The following is a 26,382-nucleotide window of genomic DNA, read 5'->3' on the forward strand; positions in this document are numbered from 1 at the left end:
TCTACGACCTCTACGACCCGAGGCTCGCCGTAGGCAGCCCCGAAGGGAGTTGTCCGCCCTCCGAGCGCGTGTACGTCTCCTTGCCGAGGCTCCCCGACCAGGTGACCGCGAGTCCCGACTTGCTGACGGAGCTGACCATTCCGGTCGCCCGGGTCTTGCTGCCGTCCGTGCACTTGAGGTGGATCATCTGCATGCCCGCCTCCTCGCCGGCGGTCCCGCTGCACACGCTCCCGCCGGTGGAGAAGAGCGCGGCCTGCTTGCCGGTGACCACCAGGGCCACGGCCTTGCCGTCCGTCGTCGCGAGCCAACTGCCCTGCAGCCCGTCGGACGCGGCCGACGGGCTGCTGCCGGAGTCGGCGGGCGTGCTCGCCGCAGCCGTCGCGGACGCGCTCGGCGTCGACGAGGAGTCGTCCTTGGAGTCCCCGCCGCTGCACCCGGTCAGCACGAGCGCGCCCACCAGCCCGGCGGCAGCGGCAGCCACGATCCGTACCGCCGCCCCGTTCGCCCCGTTCGCCCTGGTTGTCACAGCCGACCCCGTCGATACCGCCGACACCGTCGAATTCGCCGTAGTCACTGGTAGCTCCCAAGCTGTAGCCGGACGGCCGCCCGGTCGGCCTTGGCCGGAACGACCGCAGCAAGCTACCAGGGGTTACCAGGAGGATTTGCGGACGCCGGGTAGGTATCCGCTGTGAGCCTGCCCGCGCAGATTCACCCGGGACAGCCCGAAGGCACGGAAGTAACCACGGGGCCGCCCGTCGACCTGGTCGCGGTTGCGAACCCGGGTGGCACTGGCGTCCCGCGGCTGGTTCCGCAACTCCCGCTGCGCGGCGGCCCGTTCGGCCTCGGTGGAGCCGGGCCGCCGGACGATCTCCTTCAACTCGGCCCGCCGTACCGCGTACCGCGCGACGATCTCCCGCCGCCGCTCGTTCTTCGCGATCTTGCTCTTCTTCGCCATCAGATTCGCACCCCGCGCTCACGGATCCGGGCCACGGCCGCCTCGACGCCGATCGCGTCCACGGTCTTGATCCCCTTGGTGCTCAACCGCAGCCGTACGTAACGGCCCTCGCCGGGCAGCCAATAGCGCTTGGACTGGATGTTCGGGTCGAAGCGGCGCGACGTACGCCGGTGGGAGTGGGAGATGCGGTTGCCGAAACCGGGCCGGGCGCCGGTCAGCATGCAATGGGCGGACATGAGTGACGTACCTCTCCTCGATCGGGGCCGTAGCCGATGATGCTAATGGAATTCATTTTCGTTAAGGTATCAGGCATGGCTCGCAACGAACTCCGTCCGGTCATCAAACTCCGGTCCACCGCCGGCACCGGCTACACCTACGTGACCCGCAAGAACCGCCGCAACGACCCCGACCGCCTGACCCTGCGCAAGTACGACCCGGCCGCCGGCCGCCACGTCGACTTCCGAGAGGAGCGCTGACCGAGATGCGCGAGAACACCCACCCGCCCTACGGCCCGGTCGTCTTCCGGGACCGCGCCGCGAACCACGCCTTCCTGACCCGCTCGACGATGACGAGTGCGAAGACGGTCGAGTGGGAGGACGGCCACACGTACCCCGTCGTCGACGTCGAGATCTCGAACGTCAGCCACCCCTTCTACACCGGCACGGCCCGCGTCCTGGACACGGCCGGCCGCGTGGAGCGCTTCGAGCGCCGGTACGGGAAGCAGGACTGACCGTGCCCGACCTCTCCGTCGCGATCGTCGCCGGCCTGCACGCGGACGCCCGCAGAGCGACCGTCGCCCGACTCCTCACCGACGTCCCCGGCAGCGTCGTACTCCACCACGACCTCGCTACGGCGGCCGCCGGCACCGTCGTCCGCACGATCAGGGACGCCACGGGCATCGTCTCCGCCGGTGAGACCCCCCTCGTCAACGACTGCGCGTGCTGCGCACTGCGCGAGGACCTGGTCCCGGAACTGCGCCGAATCGCCGGAGCCGGTCAAGTCCGGCTCGCGATCGTCGAGTTGTGGGACTCCGTCGAGCCCAAGGCGATGGCCGAGGTGATCACGTCCGGCGGCCTCACGGTCACCGGCGTCATCACCGCCGTCGACCCGGCACTGCTCCTCCCGTACCTCGCCAACGGCGACGACCTCGCCGAAACGGGCCTCGCGGCGGCAGCCACAGACCAACGAACCGTCGCGGACACCTTCGCCCGCCAGTTGGAGTACGCCCCGACCCTCGCCGTCCTCGACTCGGCAGAGACGGACGACGAAGACCGGGAACTGCTCGCACAGTTGCACCCGACGGCCAGACAAATCCGGCTCAGCCAGGACGACTTGGCGACGGCGACCGGGGGCGGGCGCGAGGCCCCGCCGAACTCGGACCGGCTCCCGCAGGGCGACGACTCGGCGGACTCCGCCCGGCCCGGATACAGCGACTGGGCGGACTTCCTCGACCTCCCACACGGCAACGCGCCGGGTTCCGCCGGCCCCGCGCACAGCGAGCCGACGGGTGCCGCCCGGCCTGCGCCCGCCGAATGGGCGGGCTCCCACCAGCTCCCGCATGCTGACCCAGCAGACGCCGCCCGGCCCCTGCGCAGCGACTCGGCAGCCTCCCACGAACTCCCGCAAGGCGATCCGCCAGGTTCCGCCCGCCCTGCGACTGGCGAACCGGCGGGTTCCCGCGAACTCCGGCAGGGCGATCCGGCAGGTTCCGCCCGCCCTGCGACTGGCGAATCGGCTGGCCCCCGCCAACTCCCGGATGGTGAACCGGCCGGCTCCCGCGAGCTCCCGCAAGGCGACCCGGCGGCCTCCGCTCCCCCCGCGCCCGGCGAGTCGACGGACGACCACCTCCAGTTCCCGCACGGCAACGCGCCGGGTTCCGTCCTGCCCTCGCCCTCGCCCTCGCCCCCGCCCGGTGACCCGGCAGGCTTCGCCGCGCCCCCGTACAGCGACCCGGTGGGGCAACCCCCGCCCCCCTACGGCGATCCGCTGGGGCAACTCCCGCTCCCGTACAGCGATCCGCTGGGTCAACTCCCGCCCCCACTCACCCCGTTGGCATCCGCAGCCCTGTCCGGTTTCGACGTGGAAGCCGCGGCCGCCGCCCAGCACCCCGCCTGCGCCCTGCTCCCCGTCGAGGCCGACGCGTACGGGGTCGGCACTTTCGTCTGGCATCGGTGTCGGCCCTTTCATCCGGAGCGGTTGTACGCCGCGCTGGAGGATCTGACCTGCGCGGCCGCCCGCAGCCGGGGGCGGTTCTGGCTCGCCGACCGGCCCGACTCGTTGATCCACTGGGACGCGGCCGGCGGTGCGCTGTGTGTGGAGAGCGCGGGACCGTGGCTGGCCTCGTTGCCGGACGCCGCCTGGGAGTTGGTGCCGCCGGTGCGCCGGGCCGCCGCCGCGCTCGACTGGCACCCGGAGCACGGTGACTGCTGCCAGCACCTCGTCTTCACGTCCCCCGGGCTCGACCGCGAGGGACTCGAACGGCTCCTGGAGTCCTGCCTGTTGACCGACACCGAGTACGCCGCGGGCCGCGCCGCCTGGAAACGCCTCCCGTCCGCCTTCGACGCCTTCCTGGAGATCTGACCGTGCCCCGCAAACCCGAGCGCAGGCCCACCAAGTCCCGCCGTAATCCCCTGGACGCGGCCGGAGTGACGTACATCGACTACAAGGACACCGACCTGCTGCGGAAGTTCGTCTCCGACCGCGGGAAGATCCGCAGCCGACGGGTCACAGGCGTATCCGCGCAGCAGCAAAGGCAGTTGGCCGCGGCGATCAAGAACGCGCGGGAGATGGCATTGTTGCCCTACTCGACGCGATAGCCGCCCCCCGATGGAACACGGGCGCCCCGGTACGCGTCTTCACTAGGACATGCCCCGCACCGGCACATGTCCTGCGGGGACTGGGGCAGACGCTGGAACGGCATCGGTAAAGCGGTCGTCAAAGCTGTAACCGGAGGAGCACCCCCCGTGCACGTGCATCTGCCCATGCATCTGCACATGAACAGGGCTATGATCCGGAACAGTTGACCACTGCATCAATGGCCACACCAGCCAGTGCACAACCGGGAGCGACCTGTGGACCACCGCGTTGACAGCGTGTACTTGGGGTTCGACGTGTACAACGGCATGGCTGCCACGCAGCTAGACGGAGTGGCCTGGCAGAAGAGCAGGCACAGCAACTCGCAGGGGTCCTGCGTGGAGTTCGCGCGGCTGCCCGGCGGAGACGTCGCCGTGCGCAACTCGCGCTTCCCCGACGGCCCGGCGCTCGTCTATACCCGCGCCGAAATCGAGGCGATGCTCCTGGGCATCAAGGACGGCGAGTTCGACCACCTGATAGTGGGATAGCGGACCGACGTGCCCACCTGTCGGCAACGCGCGTAGAACCGCGGCCCGAAAAAGAGCCGCGGTTCCTCACGCCTCCTGCCGTGCCGTCTCGTCCGGCAGCCGGAACAGCGCCCAGACCACCTTGCCGCTGAGCGTGCCCGCCAGCGGATGCCAGCCCCAGCCGTCGGCGAACGAGTCGACGAGGAACAGGCCGCGGCCCGACTCCGCCGAGAAGTCCTCCGACTCGCAGGCGACGGGACTGTCGTGACTGGGGTCGCGCACCGCGCACACCAGCCGCTCGGTCCAGCGCATCAAGTGCAGCCGCACGGGCGGGTTCTGCTCCGGCACGCGCGGGGTGTTGGCCGGCAGGGCGTGCCGCAGCGCGTTGGTGACCAGTTCGGAGACGACCAGACAGACGTCGTCGAAGCGGTCGCCGACGTCCCACTGGTCGAGCGTGCGACGGGTGAACTGCCGTGCCTCGCGCACCGCTTCGTAGCGGGCGGGCAGAGCACAAGAAGCGGCGCTGGACACGGTTGAGGGGTCCAGCGGCGGAAGGCCCTGCCGTAACGGCTCGAGCATGGTCGATCCATTCGTCCCCATGCGAGGCACTCCCGGGAATTCGCGGTCGTTGCGATGCAGCGGTGGCGCGAGACCATGGTTTCGGATGCGTACAGCAGATGCAAGGGCAGATGCACGTGCAGGTGACCGAATTGGACCCTCCCGTACCGCTTGTTGGCCATTTTTTCCGCCAACTTCGCGCCGATCTCGGCCCCGGACCTTGCATCTTGCTGACGTCTTCCTGACAACTTCCTGTGAACAGGAGCCTCTTCTTTCCATTTCTGTAATCGAACGAGTACTGCTCGAAGTGTTTTAGTGGCAGACTGCGGCCCCTGAAGACGGTTGGGGAGGCTGGCGAACGTGAGCGCGCAAGAGCCCGGATCGGTGGTGCGGCGGATGCTGCTCGGCTCGCAACTCAGGCGACTGCGTGAAGCACGCGGGATCACGCGCGAGGCCGCGGGGTACTCGATCCGCGCCTCCGAATCCAAGATCAGTCGCATGGAACTGGGGCGAGTGAGCTTCAAGACGCGGGATGTCGAGGACCTGTTGACGCTGTACGGCATCACGGACGAGGCGGAGCGCATCTCACTCCTCTCCCTCGCGAAGGAGGCCAACGTAGCGGGCTGGTGGCACAGTTACTCGGACGTCCTGCCCAGTTGGTTCCCCACCTATGTGGGCCTCGAGGGCGCCGCCTCGCTCATCCGCGTCTACGAGGTGCAGTTCGTCCACGGACTTCTCCAGACCGAGGCCTACGCCCGTGCCGTCGTCCGGCGCGGCATGAAGGGCGCGAGCGAGGCCGACGTGGAGCGGCGCGTGGCGCTGCGCCTGGAGCGGCAGAAGTACCTGGTGAACGAGAACGCGCCGGACTTCCACATCGTCCTGGACGAGGCCGCCCTGCGCCGCCCGTACGGCGACCGCGAGGTGATGCGCGGTCAGCTCCAGCATCTGATCGAGGTCTCCGAGCACCCCAACGTCCGGCTCCAGGTCATGCCGTTCGGCTTCGGCGGTCACGCCGGCGAGTCCGGCGCCTTCACGATCCTGTCCTTCCCGGAGTCCGACCTCTCCGACGTCGTCTATCTGGAGCAGCTCACCAGCGCGCTGTACCTCGACAAGGCCGAGGACGTGGCCCAGTACGAGAAGGCGCTGAAGGAGCTCCAGCAGGACAGTCCGGGCCCGGACGAGAGCCGGGATCTTCTTCGGGGACTGCTTCAACTCTCTTGAAACACAAGTACGATGACGTGTGATCAGACCGTGATGATCGTGATCGTGATGGATGGTCCGGTCTGCTGTTGATCGTGTCTGCCATTGATCGTGCCTGCTGACGATTGAGCGATTGAGGGATCACATGTCGTCCTACTTCACCGACCTGGCGCAGCAGTACATCGACGGTGAGTGGCGCCCGGGCACCGGCTCCTGGGACATCATCGACTTCAACCCGTACGACGGCGAGAAGCTCGCGTCGATCACCATAGCCACGGTCGACGAGGTCGACGAGGCGTACAAGGCGGCTGCCCGCGCCCAGAAGACATGGGCCGCGACCAACCCCTACGCCCGCCGCGCGGTGTTCGAGAAGGCTCTGCGGATCATCGAGGACCGCGAGCAGGAGATCTCCGAGGTGATCGTCGCCGAACTCGGCGGCACGTTCCTCAAGGCCGGCTTCGAGCTGCACCTCGTCAAGGAGTTCCTGCGCGAGGCGATCCACCTCGCGCTGCGCCCCCAGGGCCGCATCATCCCCTCGCCGGTCGACGGCAAGGAGAACCGCGTCTACACCGTCCCGGTGGGCGTGGTCGGCGTGATCAGCCCCTTCAACTTCCCGCTCCTGCTCTCCCTCAAGTCGGTAGCCCCCGCACTGGCGTTGGGCAACGGCGTGGTCCTCAAGCCGCACCAGAACACCCCGATCGTCGGCGGTTCCCTGGTCGCGAAGATCTTCGAGGACGCGGGCCTGCCGGCCGGTCTGCTCAACGTCGTCATCACGGACATCGCGGAGATCGGCGACGCGTTCATCGAGCACCCGATCCCGAAGGTCATCTCCTTCACCGGCTCCGACAAGGTCGGCCGCCACGTCGCGACCGTCTGCGCCTCGCACTTCAAGCGCGCGGTCCTCGAACTCGGCGGCAACAGCGCGATCGTGGTCCTCGACGACGCCGACATCGACTACGCGGTCGACGCGGCGGTCTTCAGCCGCTACGTCCACCAGGGCCAGGTCTGCATGGCCGCGAACCGTGTCCTGGTCGACCGCGCGATCGCCGACGAGTTCACCGAGAAGTTCGTCGCCAAGGTCAAGTCCCTCAAGGTCGGCGACCCGACCGACCCGCAGACGGTGATCGGCCCGGTCATCAACTCCTCGCAGGCGGACGCCCTTTCGGGTGTCGTCGAGCAGGCGATCGCGGAGGGCGCGACGGCCCTGGTGCACGGCACGACCACCGACAACCTGGTCGCGCCCTCGGTCCTCACCGGCCTCCCCGCCGACTCGGACCTGCTGCGCCAGGAGGTCTTCGGCCCGATCGCCTTCCTCATCCCGTTCGACGGCGAGGAGGAGGCCGTGAGCATCGTCAACGACACGCCGTACGGCCTGAGCGGCGCCGTCCACAGCGGTGACATCGAGCGCGGCGTGAACTTCGCCAAGCAGATCGACACGGGCATGTTCCACGTCAACGACGGCACCGTCCACGACGAGCCGATCGTCCCCTTCGGTGGCGAGAAGGCCTCGGGCCTGGGCCGCCTCAACGGCGAGTCGATGCTGGACGCGTTCACCAGCCTGAAGTGGATCTCGGTGCAGCACGGGCGGAGCGGGTTCCCGTTCTGATCCCTTGAGCGGCCGGTCTTCTTGAGCGGCTGTTTTTGAGCGGCTGATTCTTTGAGTACGACGCCGAAGCCCGGGCCATTGAGGACAGAACCTGACCTCGATGGCCCGTAGCTTCATCGACGTCGGGCAGGGGGACAGGCTTCCGGCCGGCACCGGCGAAAGGCGAAGGCCATGGTCACGCAGGTAGCGGCGGACACACAGGGCGACGAGCGCGGGTCGCTGCTCACGTTCATCGAGGAGCAGCGGGGCGGTATCCGCAGGGCGCTGCTCGGGCTGACCGAGGAACAGGCCGCGAGCAAGCCGAGCGCGAGCGAGCTCTCCCTCTCCGGGCTGCTCAAGCACTGTGCCGACGTCGAGCAGGGCTGGATCGCCCGGGCGAAGCAGGAACCGCCGGCCGTCGAGCGTGACCAGGCCAACTGGCACGAGACCTTCCAACTGGTCGGCGGCGAGACCGTCGAGTCGCAGCTCGCGTACTGGGAGAAGGTCGCCGCCGAGACGGAGGCGTACATCCGCTCGGTGCCCAGTCTCGACGACACCTTCCCGCTGCCGGACCAGCCCTGGTTCCCCGAGGGGAGTGTCTCCGTGCGGTGGGTGTGCCTGCACCTGATCCGTGAGACCGCCCGGCACGCCGGTCACGCCGACATCATCCGCGAGTCCCTGGACGGCGCCACCGCGTTCGAGCTGGTCACGAAGGAGCGGGGCGCGACCGGAGGCTGACCTGGCGGGTTCTACGCTGAGCCCATGTCAGCGATCCGTCTCCTCGTGCTCAACGCCGTGCGCCAGCACGGGCGGGCCCATGGCTACCAGGTGCGCAACGACCTGGAGTACTGGGGCGCGCACGAGTGGTCCAACGCCAAGCCCGGCTCGATCTACCACGCGCTCAAGCAACTGGCCAAGCAGGGCTTTCTGCACGCCCACGAGATCGCGCCGTCCACGGTCGGGGGCCCGCCCCGCACCGAGTACGAGATCACCGACTGGGGCACCGAGGAGTACTTCCGGCTGCTGCGCGAGGCGTTGAAGTCGTACGACCAGCAGATGGACGTGAAGTCGGCCGCGATCGGGGGCATCGTCGACCTGCCGAGGGCGGAGGCGGTGGCGCTGCTCCAAGAGCGCACGCGGGGCATCGAACAGTGGCGGGCCTCGGTCACCGAGCACTACATCCCCGAGGACGGTCCCGAACAGTTGGGCCACATCGGCGAGATCATGAACCTCTGGATCCACACGGCCGATGCCGAGGCCGCGTGGACCCAGGGGCTCATCGAGCGCATCGAGGGCGGGGCGTACACGTTCGCGGGGGAGGGCGCGCCGTTCGTCGGTGTGCTGAAGGACGGCGAGGAGAACCCGTACGCGACGGGGGAGCGGCATCCCGGGGACGCTCGCTAATCAAGTTTGACTAACGTGATCGGTGGCGTTACCTTCGAGGTCTTCGAGTAAGTAGTCAAACTTGACTAGCGAGGGAGTGTTCACGTGGCCGACACGGCGATCACCGTCGAGGGCGCACACAAGACGTACGGCGGCAGGAAGGCTAAGAAGGGCGAGGGTGCCGGTGTTAAGAAGGCGCTGGACGGGCTTGATCTTCACGTTGGGCGTGGCACCGTGCACGGTGTGCTCGGGCCCAACGGTGCCGGCAAGACGACCCTGGTCCGCATCCTGTCCACCCTGCTGCGGCCCGACGCCGGGCGCGTCGAGGTGGCCGGGTACGACGTGCTGACCGAGGCCCGCGCGGTCCGCTTCCGGATCGGTCTGCTCGGTCAACACGCCGCTCTGGACGAGGAGTTGGGTGGTCGGCAGAACCTGGAGATGTTCGCTCGTCTCCATCATCTCGGTGGCCGTCACGCGCGCGTGCGTGCCGATGAGCTTCTGGAGCGCTTCGGTCTGGCCGACACCGGCCGCAAACCCGTCCGCGCCTACAGCGGGGGTATGCGCCGCCGTCTGGATCTCGCCGCCTCGCTCGTCACCAATCCGGAGATCCTGTTTCTGGACGAGCCGACGACCGGCCTCGATCCGCGCGGCCGGGCCGAGGTGTGGTCGGCGGTCCGCTCCCTGGTCGGTGGTGGTACGACGGTTCTGCTCACCACCCAGTACCTGGAGGAGGCCGACCAGCTCGCCCACCGCGTCTCGGTGGTCGACCACGGGCGGGTCATCGCCGACGGCACCCCGGACGAGCTGAAGTCCCGCACCGGCGGCGACCGTATCGACGTCGTCCTGCGTGACGCGGGTCAACTGGGCGCCGCCGTCGCCCTGTTGCCGCTGGCTGCCGCCGACGTCCGGGTCGACGCCGACCGTCGGCTGCTCAGCGCGCCGGTCGTCGACCGGATGACGGCGCTCTCCGGAGTCGTACGGGCGCTGGAGGAGGGCGGGATCGATGCCGAGGACGTGGCGTTGCGGCGGCCGACTCTGGACGAGGTGTTCCTGCATCTCACCGGGGCGGAGAAGGAGGCCGCGTGAGCGCGTATGTCCTGACGGATTCCTGGACCATGACCCGGCGTGAACTCGCCCACTGGGCGCGGCAGCCCGTGCAGGTCGTGGTGAGTCTTGTTTTTCCGGTGATGCTGCTGCTGATGTTCGGCTATCTGGTCGGGGGTGGCCGGGCGGTCGAGGGTGCCTACGTCGACTACCTCGTTCCCGGGATGCTCGCGCTGACCATGGCCTTCGGCCTGGAGGGCACGATGCTCGCTGTCACCCAGGACCTCAACAAGGGGGTGATCGACCGCTTCCGGTCCATGCCGATGGCCGACGAAGCGGTGCTGGTGGGGCGTTCGGCCGCGGACATGCTTCAGTCGGCGATCGGGCTGGTCGTGCTGATCGGGGTCGGTCTTGTGCTCGGCTGGCGTCCGCAGGGTGGGCCTGGGGGATTTCTGGGGGCTGTGGGGCTGCTGTTGCTTTTTCGGTTCGCCATGTTGTGGGTCGGCATCCAACTGGCGCTGGTGGCGGGGCGGCCCGAGATGGTGCAGGCCGTGCAGATTCTGGTGTGGCCGGTCGGGTTTCTGTCCAACGCGCTTGCCACGCCTGCGGCCATGCCGGGGTGGCTGGGCAGGGTCGTGCAGTGGAATCCGATGTCCCAGACCGCTACGGCCGTGCGGGAACTCTTCGGTGGGCCGGGGGGTGAACCGGGGCATGTCTGGGCTGCTGTGGTCTGGCCGGTGGTCCTTTTGGGTGTCTTCTTTCCGCTTGCCGTGCGGCGGTTCCGGGGGCTTGGGGGGTGAGCTTGGTGCGGGTGTGTGGGTCGTTCGCCTGCGGTTCGTGGTGGGTCGGTGCCGCGTCGGGGGGTGTCCGTCCTCGGAACGGCGCGGAATCGGTCACTCAAGAAGGGGGCCTTGCTGACGCGCCAACCGCTGCGGGCGGACACCCCCCGACACGGCACCTTCTCGCCGTATGCGGGTTGCGGGCCGCACGGCGACCCCTGGCGCCCTTGTGGCTCAGTGGTGGAAGCCGGTTGCCGCTCCCTTGTCGGGGGTGAAGGGGTGGGGCTGGCGGCGTAGTTCGGGGAGGAGGCGGGTCAGGTCGTCCAGGAAGAGTTCTGCGAGGTCTGCCGAGAAGCCGTTGCGGCAGACGATGCGGAGGACTGAGAGGTCCTCGCGGTTCGCCGGGAAGGTGTACGCCGGGACCAGCCAGCCGTGTTCTCGGAGTCTGCGGGAGACGTCGAACACGTCGTAGGCCTTGACGTGGGGGGCTGTGGTGAAGGCGAAGACCGGCAACTCGTCGCCCCGGGTGAGGAGTTGGAAGTCGCCTAGGGCCTCGATGCGGTCTGCCAGGCCTCGGGCCACGTTGCGGGTTGATTGTTGTACGGCGCGGTAGCCCTCTCGGCCGAGTCGGAGGAATGTGTAGTACTGGGCCACTACTTGGGCGCCGGGGCGGGAGAAATTGAGGGCGAAGGTGGGCATGTCGCCGCCCAAGTAGTTGACGCGGAAGACGAGTTCCTCGGGGAGGGCCTCCTTGTCGCGCCACAGGGCCCAGCCGACGCCCGGGTAGACCAGGCCGTATTTGTGTCCCGAGGTGTTGATCGAGGCCACGCGCGGGAGGCGGAAGTCCCAGACCAGGTCCTCGTCCAGGAAGGGGGCGACCATGGCGCCGGACGCGCCGTCCACGTGGACCGGGATGTCGAGGCCGGTGCGCGCCTGGAGTGCGTCCAGGGCTGCGCACAGGTCGGCGATCGGCTCGTAGGAGCCGTCGAAGGTGGAGCCGAGGATGCCGACGACCCCGATCGTGTTCTCGTCGCACAACTCGGCCGCTGCTTGTGGGTCGAGGTGGAAGCGGTCGCCCTCCATGGGGACCTGGCGGGCCTCGACCTCCCAGAAGTTGCAGAACTTCTCCCAGCAGACCTGGACGTTCACGCCCATCACCAGGTTCGGGCGGGCCGCTGGGTAGCGGTCCTTGTTGCGTTGCGTCCAGCGGCGCTTGAGGGCCATTCCGGCGAGCATGCAGGCCTCGCTGGAGCCGGTCGTCGAGCAGCCGACGGCCGCGGATGGATCCGGTGCGTTCCACAGGTCCGCGAGCATGGCCACGCAGCGTTTCTCCAGCTCTGCGGTGCGTGGGTACTCGTCCTTGTCGATCATGTTCTTGTCCCGGCACTCCGTCATCAGGACGCCGGCTTCCGGCTCCATCCAGGTGGTGACGAACGTCGCCAGGTTCAGGCGGGAGTTGCCGTCCAGCATCAGCTCGTCGTGCACGAGCTGGGCCGCTGTCATCGGGGGCAACGGCGCGTCCGGGAGCCGGTGTTTGGGCGGGGCCTCCGTCATGCCGCCGACCGGATTGGCCTCCCCGTAGAAGGGGTTCACGGACATGGGGCGCTCGGCGTGCTGGTCGGGACCTTCGTGCAACGGCATGGGCGTGCCTCCGATAAGGATCAAAAGAACCAACGGGTACTAGCGAACCGGAGTTCCGTCCGCGCGCAACTGCATCTGCGGTCTCCCGGTCACCAGCAGCCAGGCCGGCAGCGAGCCGACGCAGAGCAGGGCGAGGATGGCGGGGGAGGCCACCAGGATCGTGGCCGTGAAGAGGCTCACCCAGCCTTGTCGGGTGATCGCCAGGAGCATGCCCAGGACGCCCGCCGCGACCGCGAGCGCCGGGTCCACGGCGGGCACGACCGCGTGGGCGAAGAGGCCGAACGCGACGCCGACGAACACCGACGGGAAGATCCGGCCGCCCCGGAAGCCGCAGGACGTGGCGACCAGCATTGCCGCCAGTTTCACGACGGTCATCGTCGCGAACTGGCCCGCCGACCAGCCCTCGGGATCGGCCGCGAGCGCACCGATCTGGTCCAGCCCCTTGAAGAGCGTCAGATGGCCGCCCACGGCCGCCAGAAGGCCCAGCACGAGCCCACCGGCCGGAAGCGCCAGCATGGGGTGCCCGAGGCGGGAGAAGGCGCCGTGGGCGTAGGGGAGCGCGTAGACCGCGGCCATTCCGAGCAGTGCGGCCAGTGGTGCCAGTACCAGGACCGCCAGCAGGTCGCCCCATCCCGGTCGGCCGAACGCGGGCAGGTGCAGGTCGAAGGTCGGATGGGCCACCAGGGTGGTCGTCATGGCGCCCGCCCCGGCCGCCGCGAGCGGCGCGAACACGTTGTCCCACAGGGCGCCCCTGGTCTGCCGTTTGGCCAGCGCCTCCGAGATGAGCAGGGCCGCCGCGACCGGCGTCCCGAACAGCGCGCCGATCGTCGCCGACTCGGCCAGCGCCCCCCACATCCCGCCCGGCATCCGCGGCGCCAGCCTGCGCCCCGCCCACAGCGCGAGACCCACGTTCACCGCGATGATCGGGTTCTCCGGGCCGAGACTCGGCCCGCCCGCGAGCATCAGCGCGGTCGCCAGCAGGAGACCCGGCAGCACGACGGGCGGCAGCGGTACGGCTTCCAGGCCGGTGGTGGCCGGATCGGGACCGGCGTGCCCCGGGACCTTCCACACCACCAGCCCGACCACGATGCCGGTCGCCGTCAGCATGACGAACATCCACAGCACCGAGTACCGGCCGATGCCCAGGGCGTCGGGCAGGTCATTCCAGAGCACGTGCTGAAACTGCTCGGCCACCTCGCTCACCGAGATGAAGAGCAGACTCGCGAGCACGCCCACGACCAGCGCGGGGACGATCAACGGCAGCAGGGTGCGCGCCGGGGTCGTAGGGGCGGCGGGTGCCTGTTGCGCGCTGTCCTGGGCCACGCGCTCACCATAAGCGGGCAAAACGGACCGAACATCTCGGGAGTACGGGGCTTGCACCTCACGTGACGTGAGGCCTCAGCGTGGGGTGCGGACACAGAAGGGAGCGGAAGTGAGCTACTCCGTAGGACAGGTCGCCGGGTTCGCCGGGGTCACCGTGCGCACGCTGCACCACTACGACGACATCGGCCTGCTCGTCCCCAGCGAGCGCAGCCACGCGGGTCACCGGCGCTACGCCGACGCCGACCTCGACCGGCTGCAGCAGATCCTGTTCTACCGGGAACTCGGCTTCCCGCTCGACGAGGTCGCGGCCCTGCTCGACGACCCGGCGACGGACCCGCGCGCGCATCTGCGCCGGCAGCACGAGTTGCTGACCGCCCGGATCGAGAAGCTCCAGAAGATGGCCGAGGCCGTGGAACACGCCATGGAGGCACGCACGATGGGCATCAACCTCACCCCCGAGGAACGCTTCGAGGTCTTCGGTGACAAGGACCCCGAGCAGTACGCCGAAGAGGCCGAACAGCGCTGGGGCGGCACCGAGTCCTACGCCGAGTCGCAGCGCAGGGCCGCCCGCTACACCAAGGCCGACTGGAAGCGCCTCCAGGCGGAGGTCGACGCCTGGAGCGAGCGCTACGCCACCCTGGTGACCGCCGGCGAACCACCCACCGCCGACGCGCCGATGGACCTCGCCGAGGAACACCGCCTGCACATCGACCGCTGGTTCTACGAGTGCTCCTACGAGATGCACGTCTGCCTCGCCGAGATGTACGTCTCCGACGAGCGCTTCAAGGCGTTCTACGACTCCATGGCCCCCGGCCTGGCCGAGCACCTCCGGGACGCGATCCTGGCGAACGCGTCCCGGCACACCTCGTAGGCGGCTGGTCCGGGGTCACTCCCGGGCCAGGACCACCGCCGTCCCGTAGGCGCACACCTCGGTGCCGACGTCCGCCGCCTCGGTGACGTCGAAGCGGAAGGCCAGGACGCCGTTGGCCCCACGCGCGTGTGCCTGCTCGATGAGCCGCTCCATGGCCTGGTTGCGGGTCTGCACGAGGGTCTTGGTGAGCCCCTTCAGCTCACCGCCGACCATCGACTTCAGACCGGCGCCGATCTGGCTGCCCAGATGCCGTGAGCGCACGGTCAGCCCGAACACCTCGCCGATCACCCGCTCGACCCGGTAGCCGGGAACGTCGTTCGTCGTCACGACCAGCACATCGGCCTGCGGCCCCTGGCCGCCGCCGTACTCTTCGATACCCATGGCTCACAGCTTTGTCCTATGGGATGCACAGTGCATCCTGGAGACACCGGTGGAACCTGGGACGGACACATCGCGTTGATAGCTTTGTGCGGCTGTACCTGGACGCTGGCACCTCCCTCCACCCCTCAGGAGCCCGGAACCGTGATGACGCTCGCCCTCGGCCCGAGCTGGCTCGATCCGAACACCATGCTCGACCGGTTCGGTATCTGGGGCCTCCTGCTCGTGGTCTTCGCGGAGTCCGGCCTGCTCATCGGGTTCTTCCTGCCGGGTGACTCCCTGCTGTTCACCTGCGGCCTGCTGATCACCGCGGGCACCCTCGACTTCCCGCTGTGGGCGGCCGTCGCGCTGATCTGCGTCGCCGCGATCCTCGGCGACCAGGCGGGCTACGTCTTCGGCAAGAAGGTCGGCCCCTCGCTCTTCAACCGCCCGGACTCACGCCTCTTCAAGCAGGAGAACGTGGTCAAGGCGCACGAGTTCTTCGAGAAGTACGGCCCCAAGTCCCTTGTCCTGGCCCGCTTCGTGCCCATCGTGCGCACGTTCACGCCGATCATCGCCGGCGTCAGCGGCATGAAGTACCGCTCCTTCATCACGTTCAACGTCATCGGCGGCGTCCTGTGGGGCGCGGGCGTGACCCTGCTCGGCTCCTGGCTCGGCAACATCGACTTCGTCCACAAGAACATCGAAGCGATCCTCATCCTGATCGTCCTCATCTCCGTGGTCCCGATCATCATCGAGTTCCTGCGAGCCCGCTCCAAGGCCAAGAAGAACCCCCAGGAGCAGCGCCAGGAGCAGCCCGGCGACCCGGCCGCGACCCAGCCCTTCCCGGTGATCATGGACGACTCGACGACCCAGCTCCGCCGCATCGACGAGCCCCAGCAGCAGCCCCAGCAACAGCAGAACAACGGCTACGACCAGAACAACGGCTACGACGAGTACTACGCGCAGCCCCAGCAGCAGCCGTACGCCCAGCAGTACCCCCAGCAGACGTACCAGCCGCAGCAGCAACAGCCGTACGGCAACCAGCAGTACCCGCCGTACGACAACCAGGGCTACCCACAGGCCTAGCTGCAACACGCCCTGAAGGGGCGCGGGGAACCGCGCGACCAGCCACATGCGACCCGCACTCGCCAATGCTCAACGCATCCCGAGCTATTGGACGCTCAGAAACCCCGAGTCCGCTTGGCAGCCCGCCGCGCCCCGGCCGACGCCCCCGGAACCCGCAAGAACAACCGCGAGATCTCCGACCCCAAATTCACCCCGATCGCGATGGCCATGGCCAGCGACGCCGCCGTGGCCAACGACACCAGCCCCTTGTCGACCTCGTTCTGAGCAATCGCCAACAGACCGAAGTACGTGGCCGATCCCGGCAACAGGGGCCCGATCGCCGCGGTGGTGTACGGCAGCGCCGAGGCGAACCGGTACCGCGACAGCAACTGCCCGAACAGCCCGACCAGCCCCGCCGCGACAGCCGTGGACGCGGCCGGCGAGATCCCCGCGACGAAGTTCATCGCCCCGTAGACCGACCAGGCGACACCCCCGTTGAGGGACACGAGCAGCACGGTGGATCGTTCCTGCTGGAGCAGTACGGCGAAGGTCAGCGACAGCAGGACGGACGCGCCGATCTGCCACAGCGGCCGGTCGGAGTTGCCGAGGGCCACGTCCGGATTGAGCTGGGCGCCGAGCTTCACGCCGAAGTACAGGACGATCAGGACGCCGGCCACGATGCCGACGAAGAAGTACATGACTTCCAGGAGCCGGGCCGACGCGGTGATGTAGAAGCCGGTCAGGCCGTCCTGTACGCCCGCCACGAGCGCCCGCCCGGGCAGCAGGGCGAACAGCCCACCGGTGATGACCGCGGAGGCCTTCACGTCGACGTTGGCGACCGTGAGCGCGACCCCTATCGCGGCGGGCGGCATCGCGGCGACGGTGAACTGGTAGAACTCCGGCAGCCCGCGCCCCGCGCACAGCCACGCCAGCCGGTCGCCGAGCATCGCGCCGAGCGCGGCGGCGAAGAACACGACGATGTCACCGCCGACGAGCACGGAGGCGGCGCCCGCGAGCAGCCCGCTGGCGGAGGTCAGGACCCAGCCGGGGTACGGGTGCCGGTTGCGCCGCATCGCCGCGAGCCGCCGGTAGGCGTCCTCCAAGGAGAGTGCCGTTTCCGGGTCGCTGAGGTCCTGGACCAGCCGGAACACGGCCGCGAGCCGCGTGTAGTCGGTGCCCCGGCGGCGCACGGTCCGTGACGCGGTCACCGGATCGTCCACCAGGGAGGGCTGATAGGAGATCGAGAGGAGTGTGAAGGTGACGGTCGGCTCGCAGCGGTCGAGGCCGTAGGAACGGCAGACCGCGAACATCGCCGCCTCGACGTCCTCGGCGCCCTCCCCGCCCGCGAGCAGCAACTCGCCGATGCGGAGCGTCAGATCGAGCACGCGCGGTACGGCGGGGCCGCTGTCGTCAGGCTTCTGCACCGGCTCCGGCGCGGGCCGCTCGGTCACCGGCATGCGCAGCATCGTCCGCATCCGGTCCTGCCAGGGCACGTCCTTGGTGAGGCTGACGAGCGGGATCCCGCTCGGCGGTGTGAAGGCCGGCGGTGCCTCTCTGGCGCTGTAGGTGCTGGGCGTACTGAACGCCGATCCCTCGGACTCCTCGACGGTCGGCGCCGTCACGTCGAGCCCGCGCGGAACGGCGAACTCCGACGTCGTGGACGACTCCCCGTCAGCGGCCGCGACACCCGAGGGAGCCGTGAACGCACTCCTGACCTCGTCCGACTGCGGCTTGCGGTCCTCCGCTTCGGTCACTCCGTAGCACTCCCTGAACGACACCTCCAGTGATCCTCAGTATGCGCACAGACGATCAGAAGGGGCGGCGCGTAGCGCCTCGGTGAGGGGTGGTGATCGGGCGACGGGCGGGCGGGCCGCACGCGTGCGCGTGCGGCCCGCCCGCGGACAAGGGGGCTCAGTGGCCGCCCTGCTCCTTCAGTCGCTTGTACGAGCGCTCGATCTCCGCCTCGGCGTCCGTACGGCCCACCCAGTTGGCACCCTCGACCGACTTGCCGGGCTCCAGGTCCTTGTAGACCTCGAAGAAGTGCTGGATCTCCAGGCGGTCGAACTCCGACACGTGGTGGATGTCACGCAAGTGCTCCACGCGCGGGTCGGACGCCGGGACGCACAGCAGTTTGTCGTCGCCGCCGGCCTCGTCGGTCATCCGGAACATGCCGATCGCGCGGCACTTGATGAGGCAGCCGGGGAAAGTCGGCTCCTCCAGGATGACCAGCGCGTCCAGCGGGTCGCCGTCCTCGCCGAGAGTGTTCTCGACGAAGCCGTAGTCGGCCGGGTAACTGGTCGAGGTGAAGAGTCGACGGTCCAAGCGGATCCGACCGGTCTCGTGGTCCACCTCGTACTTGTTCCGCGAACCCTTCGGGATCTCGATCGTGACGTCGAACTCCACCGGTGGCTCCTCCATGATCAGCACATAGTTCTGGTGGTTAAGTGTCCCTCACGCAGGTGTGTGATCGCGAAAGGGGCTGGTGGTCGTGCCGGAGCTGAGGCCTTGGCGGGCCGCGAGACCGCAAGTGGCGCGGGTCGCGCGAGCCGTCCGGCCCCGTCTCAAGCGGGCCGCGCAATCCGTGAAACCGCAGGTCACACGGGTCGCCCAAGCCGTGGGGCCACAGGTCGCGCGGGTCACTGACGCCGTGTCACCGCGCGTCGCCCGGCTCGTCGCATCCGTGTCACCGCAGGTCGCGAAGTTGCCGCGGCCGAACAAGACCTGGCAGTTCACCGCCGTCGCCGCCACCGCCGGAATGGCACTGGCCGCCGGTGTGGTGACCGCCGCCGGTCCCTGGGACTCCTCCGGTCAGCGTACGGCCGAGCGGGACCACGCAGTCGCACAGGAACGTTCAGGTGGCGTAGATCACGGCCGTAATTCCGATACGTCCGCCAAGGCACCCCGCCCCGCCCCCAGCGCCGCATCCGTCCTGGTCGCCCTCGGCGGCTCCGCCAGCACCGTGAAGTCGGCGCCGACCGGCACGGCCCTCGCGGACGTCCTGAACCCCCTCCTGGGCAACTCGGCGCTCGGCACCCGCCACACGGCCGCCGTGGTGGACGTGTCGACCGGCAAGCGCCTCTACGGCGTCGGCGCGGACGACGCCCTGACCCCGGCCTCGACGACGAAGATCGCCACCGCGGTGGCCGCCCTCTCCGCCCTCGGTGCCGACCACCGCTTCACCACCCGCACCGCCCTGGAGCCCGACACCAAGGAACTCGTCCTGGTCGGCGGCGGCGACCCCACGCTGACCGCCCACAAGGACGCCGACGGCTGGGCCGGCCTGCGCACCCTCGCCGACAGCACGGCGACGGCCCTGAAGAAGCGCGGCACGCGCGCGGTGACGCTGTCGTACGACAAGACCCTGTACTCGGGTTCCGAACTCCACCCGATCGGGGTCAACGAGAACCTCGCCCCGGTCAGCGCTCTGATGGCCGACGAGGGCCGTACGGACGACTCGTCGAGCGGGCCGGTGCGGCGCGTGACGGATCCGGCGGCGGACGCGGCGGAGAAGTTCGCGGGCTTCCTTGAGGAGCGCGGCATCAAGACGACGTCCCCGGGCCCCTCCAAGGCGACCGCCCGCGCGGACACCCTCGCCACGGTCTCCTCGCCGGCGCTGTCCGACATCGTCGAGCGGATGCTGACCAACAGCGACAACGACATCGCGGAGGCCCTGGCCCGCCAGACCGCCGTGGCGACGGGCAAGCGCGCCGACTTCGAAGGCGGCGCCGCCGCGATCGCCGCCCAGTTGGCGAAGCTCCGACTCCCGGTCAAGGGCGCCGCGTTCAACGACGGCAGCGGCCTCGACCGCGCCGACCGCCTCACCGCCGACCTCCTGACCGCCCTCCTGGTCAAGGCGGGCGACCCGGCCCACCCCGAACTCCGCCCGGTCCTCACGGGTCTCCCCATCGCCGGTTTCACGGGCACCCTGACGACCCGCTACACGGACGCGACGGGCGCGGCCGGCGTCGTCCGCGCCAAGACGGGCACCCTGACGGGCGTCAACACGCTGGCCGGCACGGTCGTGGACAAAGACGGCCAACTCCTGGCCTTCGCGTTCCTGGCCTCCGACACGACGAACGCCCTGGAGGCCCAGGCGGCCTTGGACCACACGGCAACGGCGTTGGCGGCCTGCGGCTGTAGTTCGTAACCGCTGCGGGCAGGCGTTCCGCAAGGCGATGGGGATCCCCCCGCTCGAGCGAAGCCGAGAGTGGGGGGAGGGCGGGCACAGCCGACAACACCGGGCGCCCGCGCAACAGACGTCCACCTGACCGACCGTCGCGGCCTGCCCCAAGTGGGAGCGACCACGTACGGTTGACGCATGACGAGCATCGGTGGTGCCGAGATGGTCGACTGGAATCTCGCGGTGGCGACCGCGACCCGACTCGTACGGCCGGGCCCCGACGTGAGCCGTGACGAGGCCCGGGCCGTCGTCGCGGAGCTGCGCCGGCATGCGAAGGCCTCGGAGCAACACGTCCGGGGTTTCACCCGGATGGGCACGGACGACCTCCACGACACCCCGATCCTGGTCGTCGACCGCCCCGGCTGGGTGCGGGCGAACGTCGCCGGGTTCCGGGAGGTCCTCAAGCCGCTGCTCGACAAGATGCAGGAGCGGCGCGGCAACACCCCCGGGGGCGCGGTCTTCGGCGCGGTCGGCGGCAAGGTGACCGGTGTCGAGCTGGGGATGCTGCTGTCGTTTCTGTCCTCGCGGGTGCTCGGCCAGTACGAGACCTTCGCCCCGGCGTCCCGCGAGCTGCCGGCGGGCGCGAAGGGCGGGCGGCTGCTGCTGGTCGCGCCGAACATCGTGCACGTGGAGCGCGAACTCGACGTACAGCCCCACGACTTCCGCCTGTGGGTGTGCCTGCACGAGGAGACGCACCGCACGCAGTTCACGGCCGTGCCCTGGCTGCGTGACCACCTGGAGGGTGAGATCCAGTCGTTCTTGGGGGAGACCGAGGTCGACCCGATGACCGTCCTGGAGCGCATCCGGGAGGCCGCCCAGTCGTTGGCGGGCGGCCGGCCCGAGGGCGAGGAGGACGACGAGGGCCGCTCCCTCGTGGAGATCGTGCAGACGCCCGCGCAGCGGGAGATCCTCGGCCGGCTCACCGCCGTGATGTCCCTCCTGGAGGGGCACGCCGACTTCGTGATGGACGGCGTCGGCCCGGAGGTGGTGCCGAGCGTCGCCGAGATCCGCGAGAAGTTCCAGCAGCGTCGCGCCAAGGGCGCCTCCCGGCTGGACTCGGCGCTGCGCAAACTGCTGGGCCTGGACGCCAAGCTGAGGCAGTACCGGGACGGCGAGCGGTTCGTACGCGCGGTCGTCGAACAGGTGGGCATGGACGGCTTCAACCGGGTGTGGACCTCCCCGAACACGTTGCCGACGAAGACCGAGATCGCCAAACCGGCGGACTGGGTCGCGCGGGTGCACCGCAAGGCCGAGTCGTGAACCGGTCGCGGAGGTGGTGAGACGGATTCGGCCGACGGCAGGCGAACGCCCCCGCAATCACCCGTCCGAGGGACCGTGAGCGATGGGTAGGCGTGCGATGCTCGGGGAACGCCCCGGTTCTGTCACCATCTACACACTCTGAGTGACCGAACCTCGGGCCAACCCCCCGAAAACTTCATGAAGGGAACCGGACATGGGTCCCCATCCTGCGGTCGCGGCGATACGCCTGGCGGTCCGCCGCGTCCTCCACGACATCCTCACCGACCACGAGGCCCTGCAGACCGCGGGCGCCTCCCGGCACACCTCGCACGAGCGCCCGCCCTCGCCGCTCGTGCTCGTGGCGTGCTCCGGCGGCGCCGACTCCATGGCACTCGCCTCCGCCCTCGCCTTCGAAGCACCCAAGCTCGGCATCAGGGCCGGCGGCATCACCGTCGACCACGGCCTCCAGGCCGGCTCCGACCTGCGCGCCGACGAGGTCGTCCTGCGCCTGCGCGAACTGGGCCTGGACCCCGTAGAAGCCACCGCAGTGACCGTGGGCCGCGAGGGCGGCCCCGAGGCAGCCGCCCGGGACGCCCGCTACGCCGCCCTCGACGCCTGCGCCGCCCGGCACGGCGCCGCCGCCGTCCTGCTCGGCCACACGCGCGACGACCAGGCGGAAACCGTCCTGCTGGGCCTCGCTCGCGGCTCGGGCATCCGCTCCCTGTCCGGAATGGCCGCGGTCTCGGGGGCCGACGGCCGTTACCGCCGCCCCTTCCTGCAACTCGACCGGCAGACCGCCCGCAAGGCCTGCATGGCCCAGTCGCTGCCCGTCTGGGACGACCCGCACAACGCCGACCCCGCGTACACCCGTTCCCGGCTGCGCCACGAGGGCCTGCCGGCCCTGGAGAAGGCGCTCGGCAAAGGGGTCGTGGAGGCACTCGCCCGTACGGCGCAACTCTCCCGGGACGACGCCGACGCCCTCGACACCTGGGCCAGCCAGGCCGAGGCCTCCGTACGCGACGCCACGGGCCTCCTGGAGTGCGCCAAGCTCTACGCCCTGCCGCCCGCCGTACGCCGCCGCATCCTGCGCCGGGCCGCCATCAACGCCGGCGCCCCCGCCGGTTCGCTCTTCGCCCGGCACATCGAGGAAGTCGACCGCCTGATCACCGGCTGGCGCGGCCAGGGAGCCATCAATCTCCCGGGCAAGGTCGTCGCCCGGCGCCAGGGTGGCAGACTGGTGATTCGGCAAGGCTGAATCGACACCCCCTCCGGACCTCCGGGGGCGGGGCCAGGTAGTAGCCGGTGGGACGACCGAAAGTGATGCGGGTGGACGCGAAAGACATGGGTGACGACCTCCAGTCGGTGCTCATCACCAAGGAAGAGATCGACGCGAAGCTCGTGGAGCTCGCCGCGAAGATCGACGCGGAGTACGCGGGCAAGGATCTGCTGATCGTCGGCGTTCTCAAGGGCGCGGTGATGGTCATGGCGGACCTCGCCCGGGCGCTGTCCACCCCCGTCACCATGGACTGGATGGCCGTGTCGTCGTACGGCGCGGGCACCCAGTCCTCCGGTGTCGTGCGGATCCTCAAGGACCTCGACACCGACATCAAGGGCAAGCACGTCCTCATCGTCGAGGACATCATCGACTCGGGACTGACGCTGTCCTGGCTGATCTCCAACCTCGGCTCGCGCGAGCCCGACTCGTTGAAGATCTGCACCCTGCTGCGCAAGCCGGAGGCGGCCAAGGTCGCCATCGAGGTGGAGTGGGTCGGCTTCGACATCCCGAACGAGTTCGTCGTCGGCTACGGCCTCGACTACGCGGAGAAGTACCGCAACCTCCCGTTCGTCGGTACGCTCGCGCCGCACGTCTACGGCGGCTAGAGCCACTCGGCCCAAGCCCTGTAAGACGATCGGGAACCCCAGCGGGTTTCGCGCCGTTGGAGCATGCAGACGCGTCTCCCAGCCGTCCCGTGAGACTTCGGGCAACATGGCTGGGGTACGGTCAGAAGAACTGTCTTTATCAAACTCACTATGGCAGGAGGGACGGAGCGACTTCGCTCCGTATGGATGGACGTGAAGCGATACTTCCGTGGGCCGGTCATGTGGATCGTGCTGGCCGTCCTTGCCGTGGTCGTGTTGATGCAGGTCGTCGGCTCGTCCGGCGGCTACAAGACGGTGGACACAGGCCAGGTCGTCCAGGCGATCAATGACAACAAGGTCGAGTCGGCCAAGATCACCACAGGCGACGAGCAGACCGTCAAGGTCACGCTCAAGAGCGGCTCCAAGGTCGAGGGCAGCTCCAAGATCCAGGCGAGCTACATCGGCGACCAAGGCGTGGACCTCGCGGCCACGCTGCAGACCAAGTACCAGGACAAGCAGATTCCGGACGGCTACACGGTCTCGCCGACGAAGCAGAACGCTTTCGTCGGGATCCTGCTGTCGCTGCTCCCCTTCGTCCTCATCGTGGTCGTCTTCCTGTTCCTGATGAACCAGATGCAGGGCGGCGGCTCCCGAGTCATGAACTTCGGGAAGTCCAAGGCCAAGCTCATCACCAAGGACACCCCGAAGACGACGTTCGCGGACGTCGCGGGCTCCGACGAGGCCGTCGAGGAACTGCACGAGATCAAGGAGTTCCTCCAGGAGCCGGCGAAGTTCCAGGCCGTCGGCGCCAAGATCCCCAAGGGCGTACTCCTGTACGGCCCGCCCGGCACCGGCAAGACCCTGCTGGCGCGCGCCGTCGCGGGCGAGGCCGGGGTGCCCTTCTACTCGATCTCCGGTTCCGACTTCGTCGAGATGTTCGTCGGTGTCGGTGCCTCCCGGGTCCGTGACCTGTTCGAGCAGGCCAAGGCGAACGCTCCGGCGATCGTCTTCGTCGACGAGATCGACGCGGTCGGCCGCCATCGCGGCGCCGGCCTCGGCGGTGGACACGACGAGCGCGAGCAGACGCTGAACCAACTGCTCGTCGAGATGGACGGCTTCGACGTCAAGGGCGGCGTGATCCTCATCGCCGCGACGAACCGGCCCGACATCCTCGACCCGGCCCTCCTGCGCCCCGGCCGCTTCGACCGCCAGATCGCGGTCGACCGTCCGGACATGCAGGGCCGTCTGGAGATCCTCAAGGTTCACCAGAAGGGCAAGCCGGTCGCACCGGACGTCGACCTCTCCGCGGTCGCCCGTCGTACGCCGGGCTTCACCGGCGCGGACCTGAGCAACGTCCTCAACGAGGCCGCCCTGCTCACCGCCCGGGGCAACCGCAAGCTGATCGACAACTTCATGCTGGACGAGGCGATCGACCGTGTGGTCGCGGGCCCGCAGAAGCGGACCCGGATCATGTCGGACAAGGAGAAGAAGATCACCGCGTACCACGAGGGCGGACACGCCCTGGTCGCGGCGGCTTCCCCGAACTCCGACCCGGTCCACAAGATCACGATCCTCTCCCGAGGCCGTGCTCTGGGCTACACGATGGTCCTGCCCGAAGAGGACAAGTACTCGACCACGCGCAACGAGATGCTCGACCAGCTCGCCTACATGCTGGGCGGCCGCGCTGCCGAGGAACTGGTCTTCCACGACCCGACCACCGGTGCCGCGAACGACATCGAGAAGGCCACCGCGACGGCCCGTGCGATGGTCACGCAGTACGGCATGACCGAGCGCCTCGGCGCGATCAAGTTCGGCGGCGACAACACCGAGCCCTTCCTGGGCCGGGAGATGTCGCACCCGCGCGACTACTCGGAAGAGGTCGCCGCGCTCGTCGACGAAGAGGTCAAGAAGCTCATCGAGAACGCGCACAACGAGGCCTGGGAGATCCTGGTCGAGAACCGTGACGTGCTCGACGCGCTCGTGCTCCAACTGCTGGAGAAGGAGACGCTGAACAAGGAGCAGATCGCCGAGGTCTTCGCTCCGATCGTCCGGCGTCCGGCCCGTCCCTCGTGGACCGGCTCCTCCCGCCGTACGCCGTCCACCCGCCCGCCGGTGCTCTCCCCCAAGGAGCTGTCACTGACGAACGGCACGAACGGCGTGGGTCCCGCGATCACCGCCGGTGCGACCGCCGAGTCCTCTCCCACGCTGGAGAAGGCCCCGGAGGAGCGCCCCGAGAACTGACGCGCGTCTCACACGGCCTGAAATGGATGCCGCGCCCCCCTGGATTTAGCCTGGGGGGCGCGGCTTTTCCATATGCCCGCAACTGAGGCGTGTGTCCCGCACACGCGCGACCCGCACAGGAACGAGGCACGACATGACCGATCCCGTGACGCTGGACGGCGAGGGAGCGATCGGCGTCTTCGACGAGAAGCGTGCCGAGAACGCCGTACGCGAACTGCTGATCGCGGTCGGTGAGGACCCGGACCGGGAGGGGCTCAGGGAGACGCCGGCGCGGGTGGCGCGGGCGTACAAGGAGATATTCGCGGGGCTGTGGCAGAAGCCCGAGGATGTGCTGACGACGACGTTCGACCTGGGGCACGACGAGATGGTCCTGGTGAAGGACATCGAGGTCCTGAGCAACTGTGAGCATCATCTGGTGCCGTTCGTCGGCGTCGCCCATGTCGGCTACATCCCGTCCGCCGACGGCAAGATCACGGGGCTGTCGAAGCTGGCCCGGCTGGTGGACGTCTATGCTCGGCGGCCGCAGGTGCAGGAACGGCTCACCACGCAGATCGCCGACTCCCTGATGGAGATTCTGGAGCCGCGTGGAGTCATCGTCGTGGTCGAGTGCGAGCACATGTGCATGTCGATGCGGGGTGTGCGGAAGCCGGGGGCCAAGACGATCACGTCGGCGGTGCGGGGGCAGTTGCGGGACTCGGCGACGCGTAATGAGGCGATGAGTCTCATCATGGCGCGCTGACGGATCGCTTCGCTGGAAGGACCGGGGCGGGTCCTCGGT

At 69.1% G+C, this 26,382-nt stretch carries 27 protein-coding genes and 2 pseudogenes; 20 read left to right on the forward strand and 9 right to left on the reverse strand.

The window, feature by feature from the left end; translation table 11 throughout:
* Window positions 1-10: 10 nt before the first annotated feature.
* The 3 genes from OG223_RS29800 to rpmB all read right to left on the reverse strand — a co-directional run bounded on the left by OG223_RS29800 (window position 11) and on the right by rpmB (window position 1,191).
* Window positions 11-526, reverse strand: coding sequence for a hypothetical protein (locus OG223_RS29800; protein ID WP_329255162.1), 516 nt, complete (start codon window positions 524-526; stop codon window positions 11-13).
* Between the two features lie 123 nt (window positions 527-649).
* The gene (gene rpsN, locus OG223_RS29805; RefSeq protein ID WP_329255166.1) at window positions 650-955 is read right to left on the reverse strand and encodes a 30S ribosomal protein S14; all 306 of its coding nucleotides are present in this window, start codon (window positions 953-955) and stop codon (window positions 650-652) included.
* Window positions 955-1,191, reverse strand: coding sequence for a 50S ribosomal protein L28 (gene rpmB / locus OG223_RS29810; protein ID WP_200691315.1), 237 nt, complete (start codon window positions 1,189-1,191; stop codon window positions 955-957). The genes rpsN and rpmB overlap by 1 nt, the downstream gene beginning before the upstream one ends.
* A gap of 75 nt (window positions 1,192-1,266) precedes the next feature.
* Here rpmB and rpmG point away from each other — a divergent pair, with 75 nt between their 5' ends.
* From rpmG to OG223_RS29840, 6 genes and pseudogenes are all read left to right on the forward strand, one after another.
* Window positions 1,267-1,431 (forward strand): 50S ribosomal protein L33, encoded by a 165-nt coding sequence (rpmG, locus tag OG223_RS29815; RefSeq protein ID WP_200691314.1) that lies wholly within the window; start codon window positions 1,267-1,269, stop codon window positions 1,429-1,431.
* A gap of 5 nt (window positions 1,432-1,436) precedes the next feature.
* On the forward strand, window positions 1,437-1,685 hold the full coding sequence (locus tag OG223_RS29820; protein WP_329255175.1) for a type B 50S ribosomal protein L31: 249 nt from the start codon (window positions 1,437-1,439) through the stop codon (window positions 1,683-1,685).
* 2 nt (window positions 1,686-1,687) lie between these two features.
* Window positions 1,688-2,270, forward strand: a pseudogene (locus OG223_RS29825) (GTP-binding protein); the annotation flags it as partial.
* Between the two features lie 722 nt (window positions 2,271-2,992).
* Window positions 2,993-3,535: pseudogene (locus tag OG223_RS29830) on the forward strand (GTP-binding protein); the annotation flags it as partial.
* A gap of 2 nt (window positions 3,536-3,537) precedes the next feature.
* Window positions 3,538-3,771 (forward strand): 30S ribosomal protein S18, encoded by a 234-nt coding sequence (rpsR, locus tag OG223_RS29835; protein ID WP_329255178.1) that lies wholly within the window; start codon window positions 3,538-3,540, stop codon window positions 3,769-3,771.
* 306 nt (window positions 3,772-4,077) lie between these two features.
* Entirely contained in the window at window positions 4,078-4,296 is a 219-nt protein-coding gene (locus tag OG223_RS29840; protein WP_234478148.1) for a DUF397 domain-containing protein, read from the forward strand.
* Between the two features lie 66 nt (window positions 4,297-4,362).
* Here OG223_RS29840 and OG223_RS29845 read toward each other — a convergent pair whose 3' ends face one another.
* Window positions 4,363-4,854: an ATP-binding protein gene (locus tag OG223_RS29845; protein WP_329255181.1), complete on the reverse strand. Its 492-nt coding sequence runs from the start codon at window positions 4,852-4,854 to the stop codon at window positions 4,363-4,365.
* Between the two features lie 375 nt (window positions 4,855-5,229).
* On the opposite strand from OG223_RS29845, the gene OG223_RS29850 reads away from it, so the two are divergent.
* The 6 genes from OG223_RS29850 to OG223_RS29875 all read left to right on the forward strand — a co-directional run bounded on the left by OG223_RS29850 (window position 5,230) and on the right by OG223_RS29875 (window position 10,845).
* Window positions 5,230-6,054, forward strand: a complete 825-nt coding sequence (locus OG223_RS29850) for a helix-turn-helix domain-containing protein (protein WP_051801610.1) — start codon at window positions 5,230-5,232, stop codon at window positions 6,052-6,054.
* A 124-nt stretch (window positions 6,055-6,178) separates the two neighbouring features.
* The gene (locus OG223_RS29855; protein WP_329255184.1) at window positions 6,179-7,639 is read left to right on the forward strand and encodes an aldehyde dehydrogenase family protein; all 1,461 of its coding nucleotides are present in this window, start codon (window positions 6,179-6,181) and stop codon (window positions 7,637-7,639) included.
* A 171-nt stretch (window positions 7,640-7,810) separates the two neighbouring features.
* Window positions 7,811-8,356, forward strand: a complete 546-nt coding sequence (locus tag OG223_RS29860; protein ID WP_329255187.1) for a DinB family protein — start codon at window positions 7,811-7,813, stop codon at window positions 8,354-8,356.
* 24 nt (window positions 8,357-8,380) lie between these two features.
* The gene (locus OG223_RS29865) at window positions 8,381-9,022 is read left to right on the forward strand and encodes a PadR family transcriptional regulator (protein WP_329255189.1); all 642 of its coding nucleotides are present in this window, start codon (window positions 8,381-8,383) and stop codon (window positions 9,020-9,022) included.
* 84 nt (window positions 9,023-9,106) lie between these two features.
* On the forward strand, window positions 9,107-10,087 hold the full coding sequence (locus OG223_RS29870; protein WP_329255192.1) for an ATP-binding cassette domain-containing protein: 981 nt from the start codon (window positions 9,107-9,109) through the stop codon (window positions 10,085-10,087).
* The gene (locus OG223_RS29875; protein WP_329255195.1) at window positions 10,084-10,845 is read left to right on the forward strand and encodes an ABC transporter permease; all 762 of its coding nucleotides are present in this window, start codon (window positions 10,084-10,086) and stop codon (window positions 10,843-10,845) included. Before OG223_RS29870 ends, OG223_RS29875 begins: the two co-directional genes overlap by 4 nt.
* Window positions 10,846-11,058: 213 nt before the next feature.
* Here OG223_RS29875 and OG223_RS29880 read toward each other — a convergent pair whose 3' ends face one another.
* Window positions 11,059-12,465, reverse strand: a complete 1,407-nt coding sequence (locus OG223_RS29880; protein WP_329255198.1) for a glutamate decarboxylase — start codon at window positions 12,463-12,465, stop codon at window positions 11,059-11,061.
* Between the two features lie 39 nt (window positions 12,466-12,504).
* Entirely contained in the window at window positions 12,505-13,788 is a 1,284-nt protein-coding gene (locus OG223_RS29885) for an ion channel protein (protein ID WP_329255201.1), read from the reverse strand.
* Window positions 13,789-13,897: 109 nt separating this feature from the next.
* Between OG223_RS29885 and OG223_RS29890 the strand changes: the two genes are divergently transcribed.
* Complete coding sequence (locus OG223_RS29890; RefSeq protein ID WP_329255204.1) at window positions 13,898-14,659, forward strand: MerR family transcriptional regulator; 762 nt, start codon at window positions 13,898-13,900, stop codon at window positions 14,657-14,659.
* A gap of 15 nt (window positions 14,660-14,674) precedes the next feature.
* Here OG223_RS29890 and OG223_RS29895 read toward each other — a convergent pair whose 3' ends face one another.
* Window positions 14,675-15,040 (reverse strand): YbjQ family protein, encoded by a 366-nt coding sequence (locus tag OG223_RS29895; protein ID WP_329255206.1) that lies wholly within the window; start codon window positions 15,038-15,040, stop codon window positions 14,675-14,677.
* 141 nt (window positions 15,041-15,181) lie between these two features.
* On the opposite strand from OG223_RS29895, the gene OG223_RS29900 reads away from it, so the two are divergent.
* Window positions 15,182-16,105 carry a DedA family protein gene (locus OG223_RS29900; RefSeq protein ID WP_329255209.1) on the forward strand — a complete coding sequence of 308 codons (924 nt, stop codon included), beginning with the start codon at window positions 15,182-15,184 and terminating at the stop codon, window positions 16,103-16,105.
* 95 nt (window positions 16,106-16,200) lie between these two features.
* Here OG223_RS29900 and OG223_RS29905 read toward each other — a convergent pair whose 3' ends face one another.
* Together OG223_RS29905 and OG223_RS29910 are read right to left on the reverse strand one after the other, a co-directional pair.
* Complete coding sequence (locus OG223_RS29905; RefSeq protein WP_329255211.1) at window positions 16,201-17,838, reverse strand: threonine/serine ThrE exporter family protein; 1,638 nt, start codon at window positions 17,836-17,838, stop codon at window positions 16,201-16,203.
* 157 nt (window positions 17,839-17,995) lie between these two features.
* On the reverse strand, window positions 17,996-18,487 hold the full coding sequence (locus OG223_RS29910; RefSeq protein WP_019070224.1) for an inorganic diphosphatase: 492 nt from the start codon (window positions 18,485-18,487) through the stop codon (window positions 17,996-17,998).
* Window positions 18,488-18,611: 124 nt separating this feature from the next.
* Between OG223_RS29910 and dacB the strand changes: the two genes are divergently transcribed.
* The 6 genes from dacB to folE all read left to right on the forward strand — a co-directional run bounded on the left by dacB (window position 18,612) and on the right by folE (window position 26,343).
* Window positions 18,612-20,231: a D-alanyl-D-alanine carboxypeptidase/D-alanyl-D-alanine endopeptidase gene (gene dacB / locus OG223_RS29915; RefSeq protein ID WP_329265547.1), complete on the forward strand. Its 1,620-nt coding sequence runs from the start codon at window positions 18,612-18,614 to the stop codon at window positions 20,229-20,231.
* Between the two features lie 171 nt (window positions 20,232-20,402).
* Window positions 20,403-21,524, forward strand: a complete 1,122-nt coding sequence (locus tag OG223_RS29920) for a zinc-dependent metalloprotease (RefSeq protein ID WP_329255213.1) — start codon at window positions 20,403-20,405, stop codon at window positions 21,522-21,524.
* Between the two features lie 193 nt (window positions 21,525-21,717).
* Entirely contained in the window at window positions 21,718-22,758 is a 1,041-nt protein-coding gene (tilS, locus tag OG223_RS29925; protein WP_329255216.1) for a tRNA lysidine(34) synthetase TilS, read from the forward strand.
* Window positions 22,759-22,823: 65 nt separating this feature from the next.
* A complete protein-coding gene (gene hpt / locus OG223_RS29930; protein WP_033286141.1) occupies window positions 22,824-23,384 on the forward strand; it encodes a hypoxanthine phosphoribosyltransferase in 561 nt (186 codons plus the stop codon).
* A gap of 186 nt (window positions 23,385-23,570) precedes the next feature.
* Entirely contained in the window at window positions 23,571-25,604 is a 2,034-nt protein-coding gene (ftsH, locus tag OG223_RS29935) for an ATP-dependent zinc metalloprotease FtsH (RefSeq protein ID WP_329255219.1), read from the forward strand.
* A gap of 133 nt (window positions 25,605-25,737) precedes the next feature.
* Window positions 25,738-26,343 (forward strand): GTP cyclohydrolase I FolE, encoded by a 606-nt coding sequence (folE, locus tag OG223_RS29940; RefSeq protein ID WP_200688278.1) that lies wholly within the window; start codon window positions 25,738-25,740, stop codon window positions 26,341-26,343.
* Window positions 26,344-26,382: the final 39 nt, after the last annotated feature.

This window comes from Streptomyces sp. NBC_01478, assembly GCF_036227225.1.
Lineage (GTDB): Bacteria > Actinomycetota > Actinomycetes > Streptomycetales > Streptomycetaceae > Streptomyces.

Excerpts from the sequence above, each read along its gene's own strand:
- OG223_RS29855 (WP_329255184.1), top strand. The coding sequence starts at position 6,179 with ATGTCGTCCTACTTCACCGACCTGGCGCAGCAGTACATCGACGGTGAG.
- hpt (WP_033286141.1), top strand. The coding sequence starts at position 22,824 with ATGCGGGTGGACGCGAAAGACATGGGTGACGACCTCCAGTCGGTGCTC.
- ftsH (WP_329255219.1), top strand. The coding sequence starts at position 23,571 with ATGGACGTGAAGCGATACTTCCGTGGGCCGGTCATGTGGATCGTGCTG.
- folE (WP_200688278.1), top strand. The coding sequence starts at position 25,738 with ATGACCGATCCCGTGACGCTGGACGGCGAGGGAGCGATCGGCGTCTTC.
- OG223_RS29845 (WP_329255181.1), bottom strand. The coding sequence starts at position 4,854 with ATGCTCGAGCCGTTACGGCAGGGCCTTCCGCCGCTGGACCCCTCAACC.
- rpmG (WP_200691314.1), top strand. The coding sequence starts at position 1,267 with ATGGCTCGCAACGAACTCCGTCCGGTCATCAAACTCCGGTCCACCGCC.
- rpsN (WP_329255166.1), bottom strand. The coding sequence starts at position 955 with ATGGCGAAGAAGAGCAAGATCGCGAAGAACGAGCGGCGGCGGGAGATC.
- rpmB (WP_200691315.1), bottom strand. The coding sequence starts at position 1,191 with ATGTCCGCCCATTGCATGCTGACCGGCGCCCGGCCCGGTTTCGGCAAC.
- OG223_RS29840 (WP_234478148.1), top strand. The coding sequence starts at position 4,078 with ATGGCTGCCACGCAGCTAGACGGAGTGGCCTGGCAGAAGAGCAGGCAC.
- OG223_RS29850 (WP_051801610.1), top strand. The coding sequence starts at position 5,230 with ATGCTGCTCGGCTCGCAACTCAGGCGACTGCGTGAAGCACGCGGGATC.
- OG223_RS29820 (WP_329255175.1), top strand. The coding sequence starts at position 1,437 with ATGCGCGAGAACACCCACCCGCCCTACGGCCCGGTCGTCTTCCGGGAC.
- OG223_RS29860 (WP_329255187.1), top strand. The coding sequence starts at position 7,811 with ATGGTCACGCAGGTAGCGGCGGACACACAGGGCGACGAGCGCGGGTCG.
- OG223_RS29895 (WP_329255206.1), bottom strand. The coding sequence starts at position 15,040 with ATGGGTATCGAAGAGTACGGCGGCGGCCAGGGGCCGCAGGCCGATGTG.
- OG223_RS29865 (WP_329255189.1), top strand. The coding sequence starts at position 8,381 with ATGTCAGCGATCCGTCTCCTCGTGCTCAACGCCGTGCGCCAGCACGGG.
- tilS (WP_329255216.1), top strand. The coding sequence starts at position 21,718 with ATGGGTCCCCATCCTGCGGTCGCGGCGATACGCCTGGCGGTCCGCCGC.
- OG223_RS29920 (WP_329255213.1), top strand. The coding sequence starts at position 20,403 with ATGACGAGCATCGGTGGTGCCGAGATGGTCGACTGGAATCTCGCGGTG.
- OG223_RS29880 (WP_329255198.1), bottom strand. The coding sequence starts at position 12,465 with ATGCCGTTGCACGAAGGTCCCGACCAGCACGCCGAGCGCCCCATGTCC.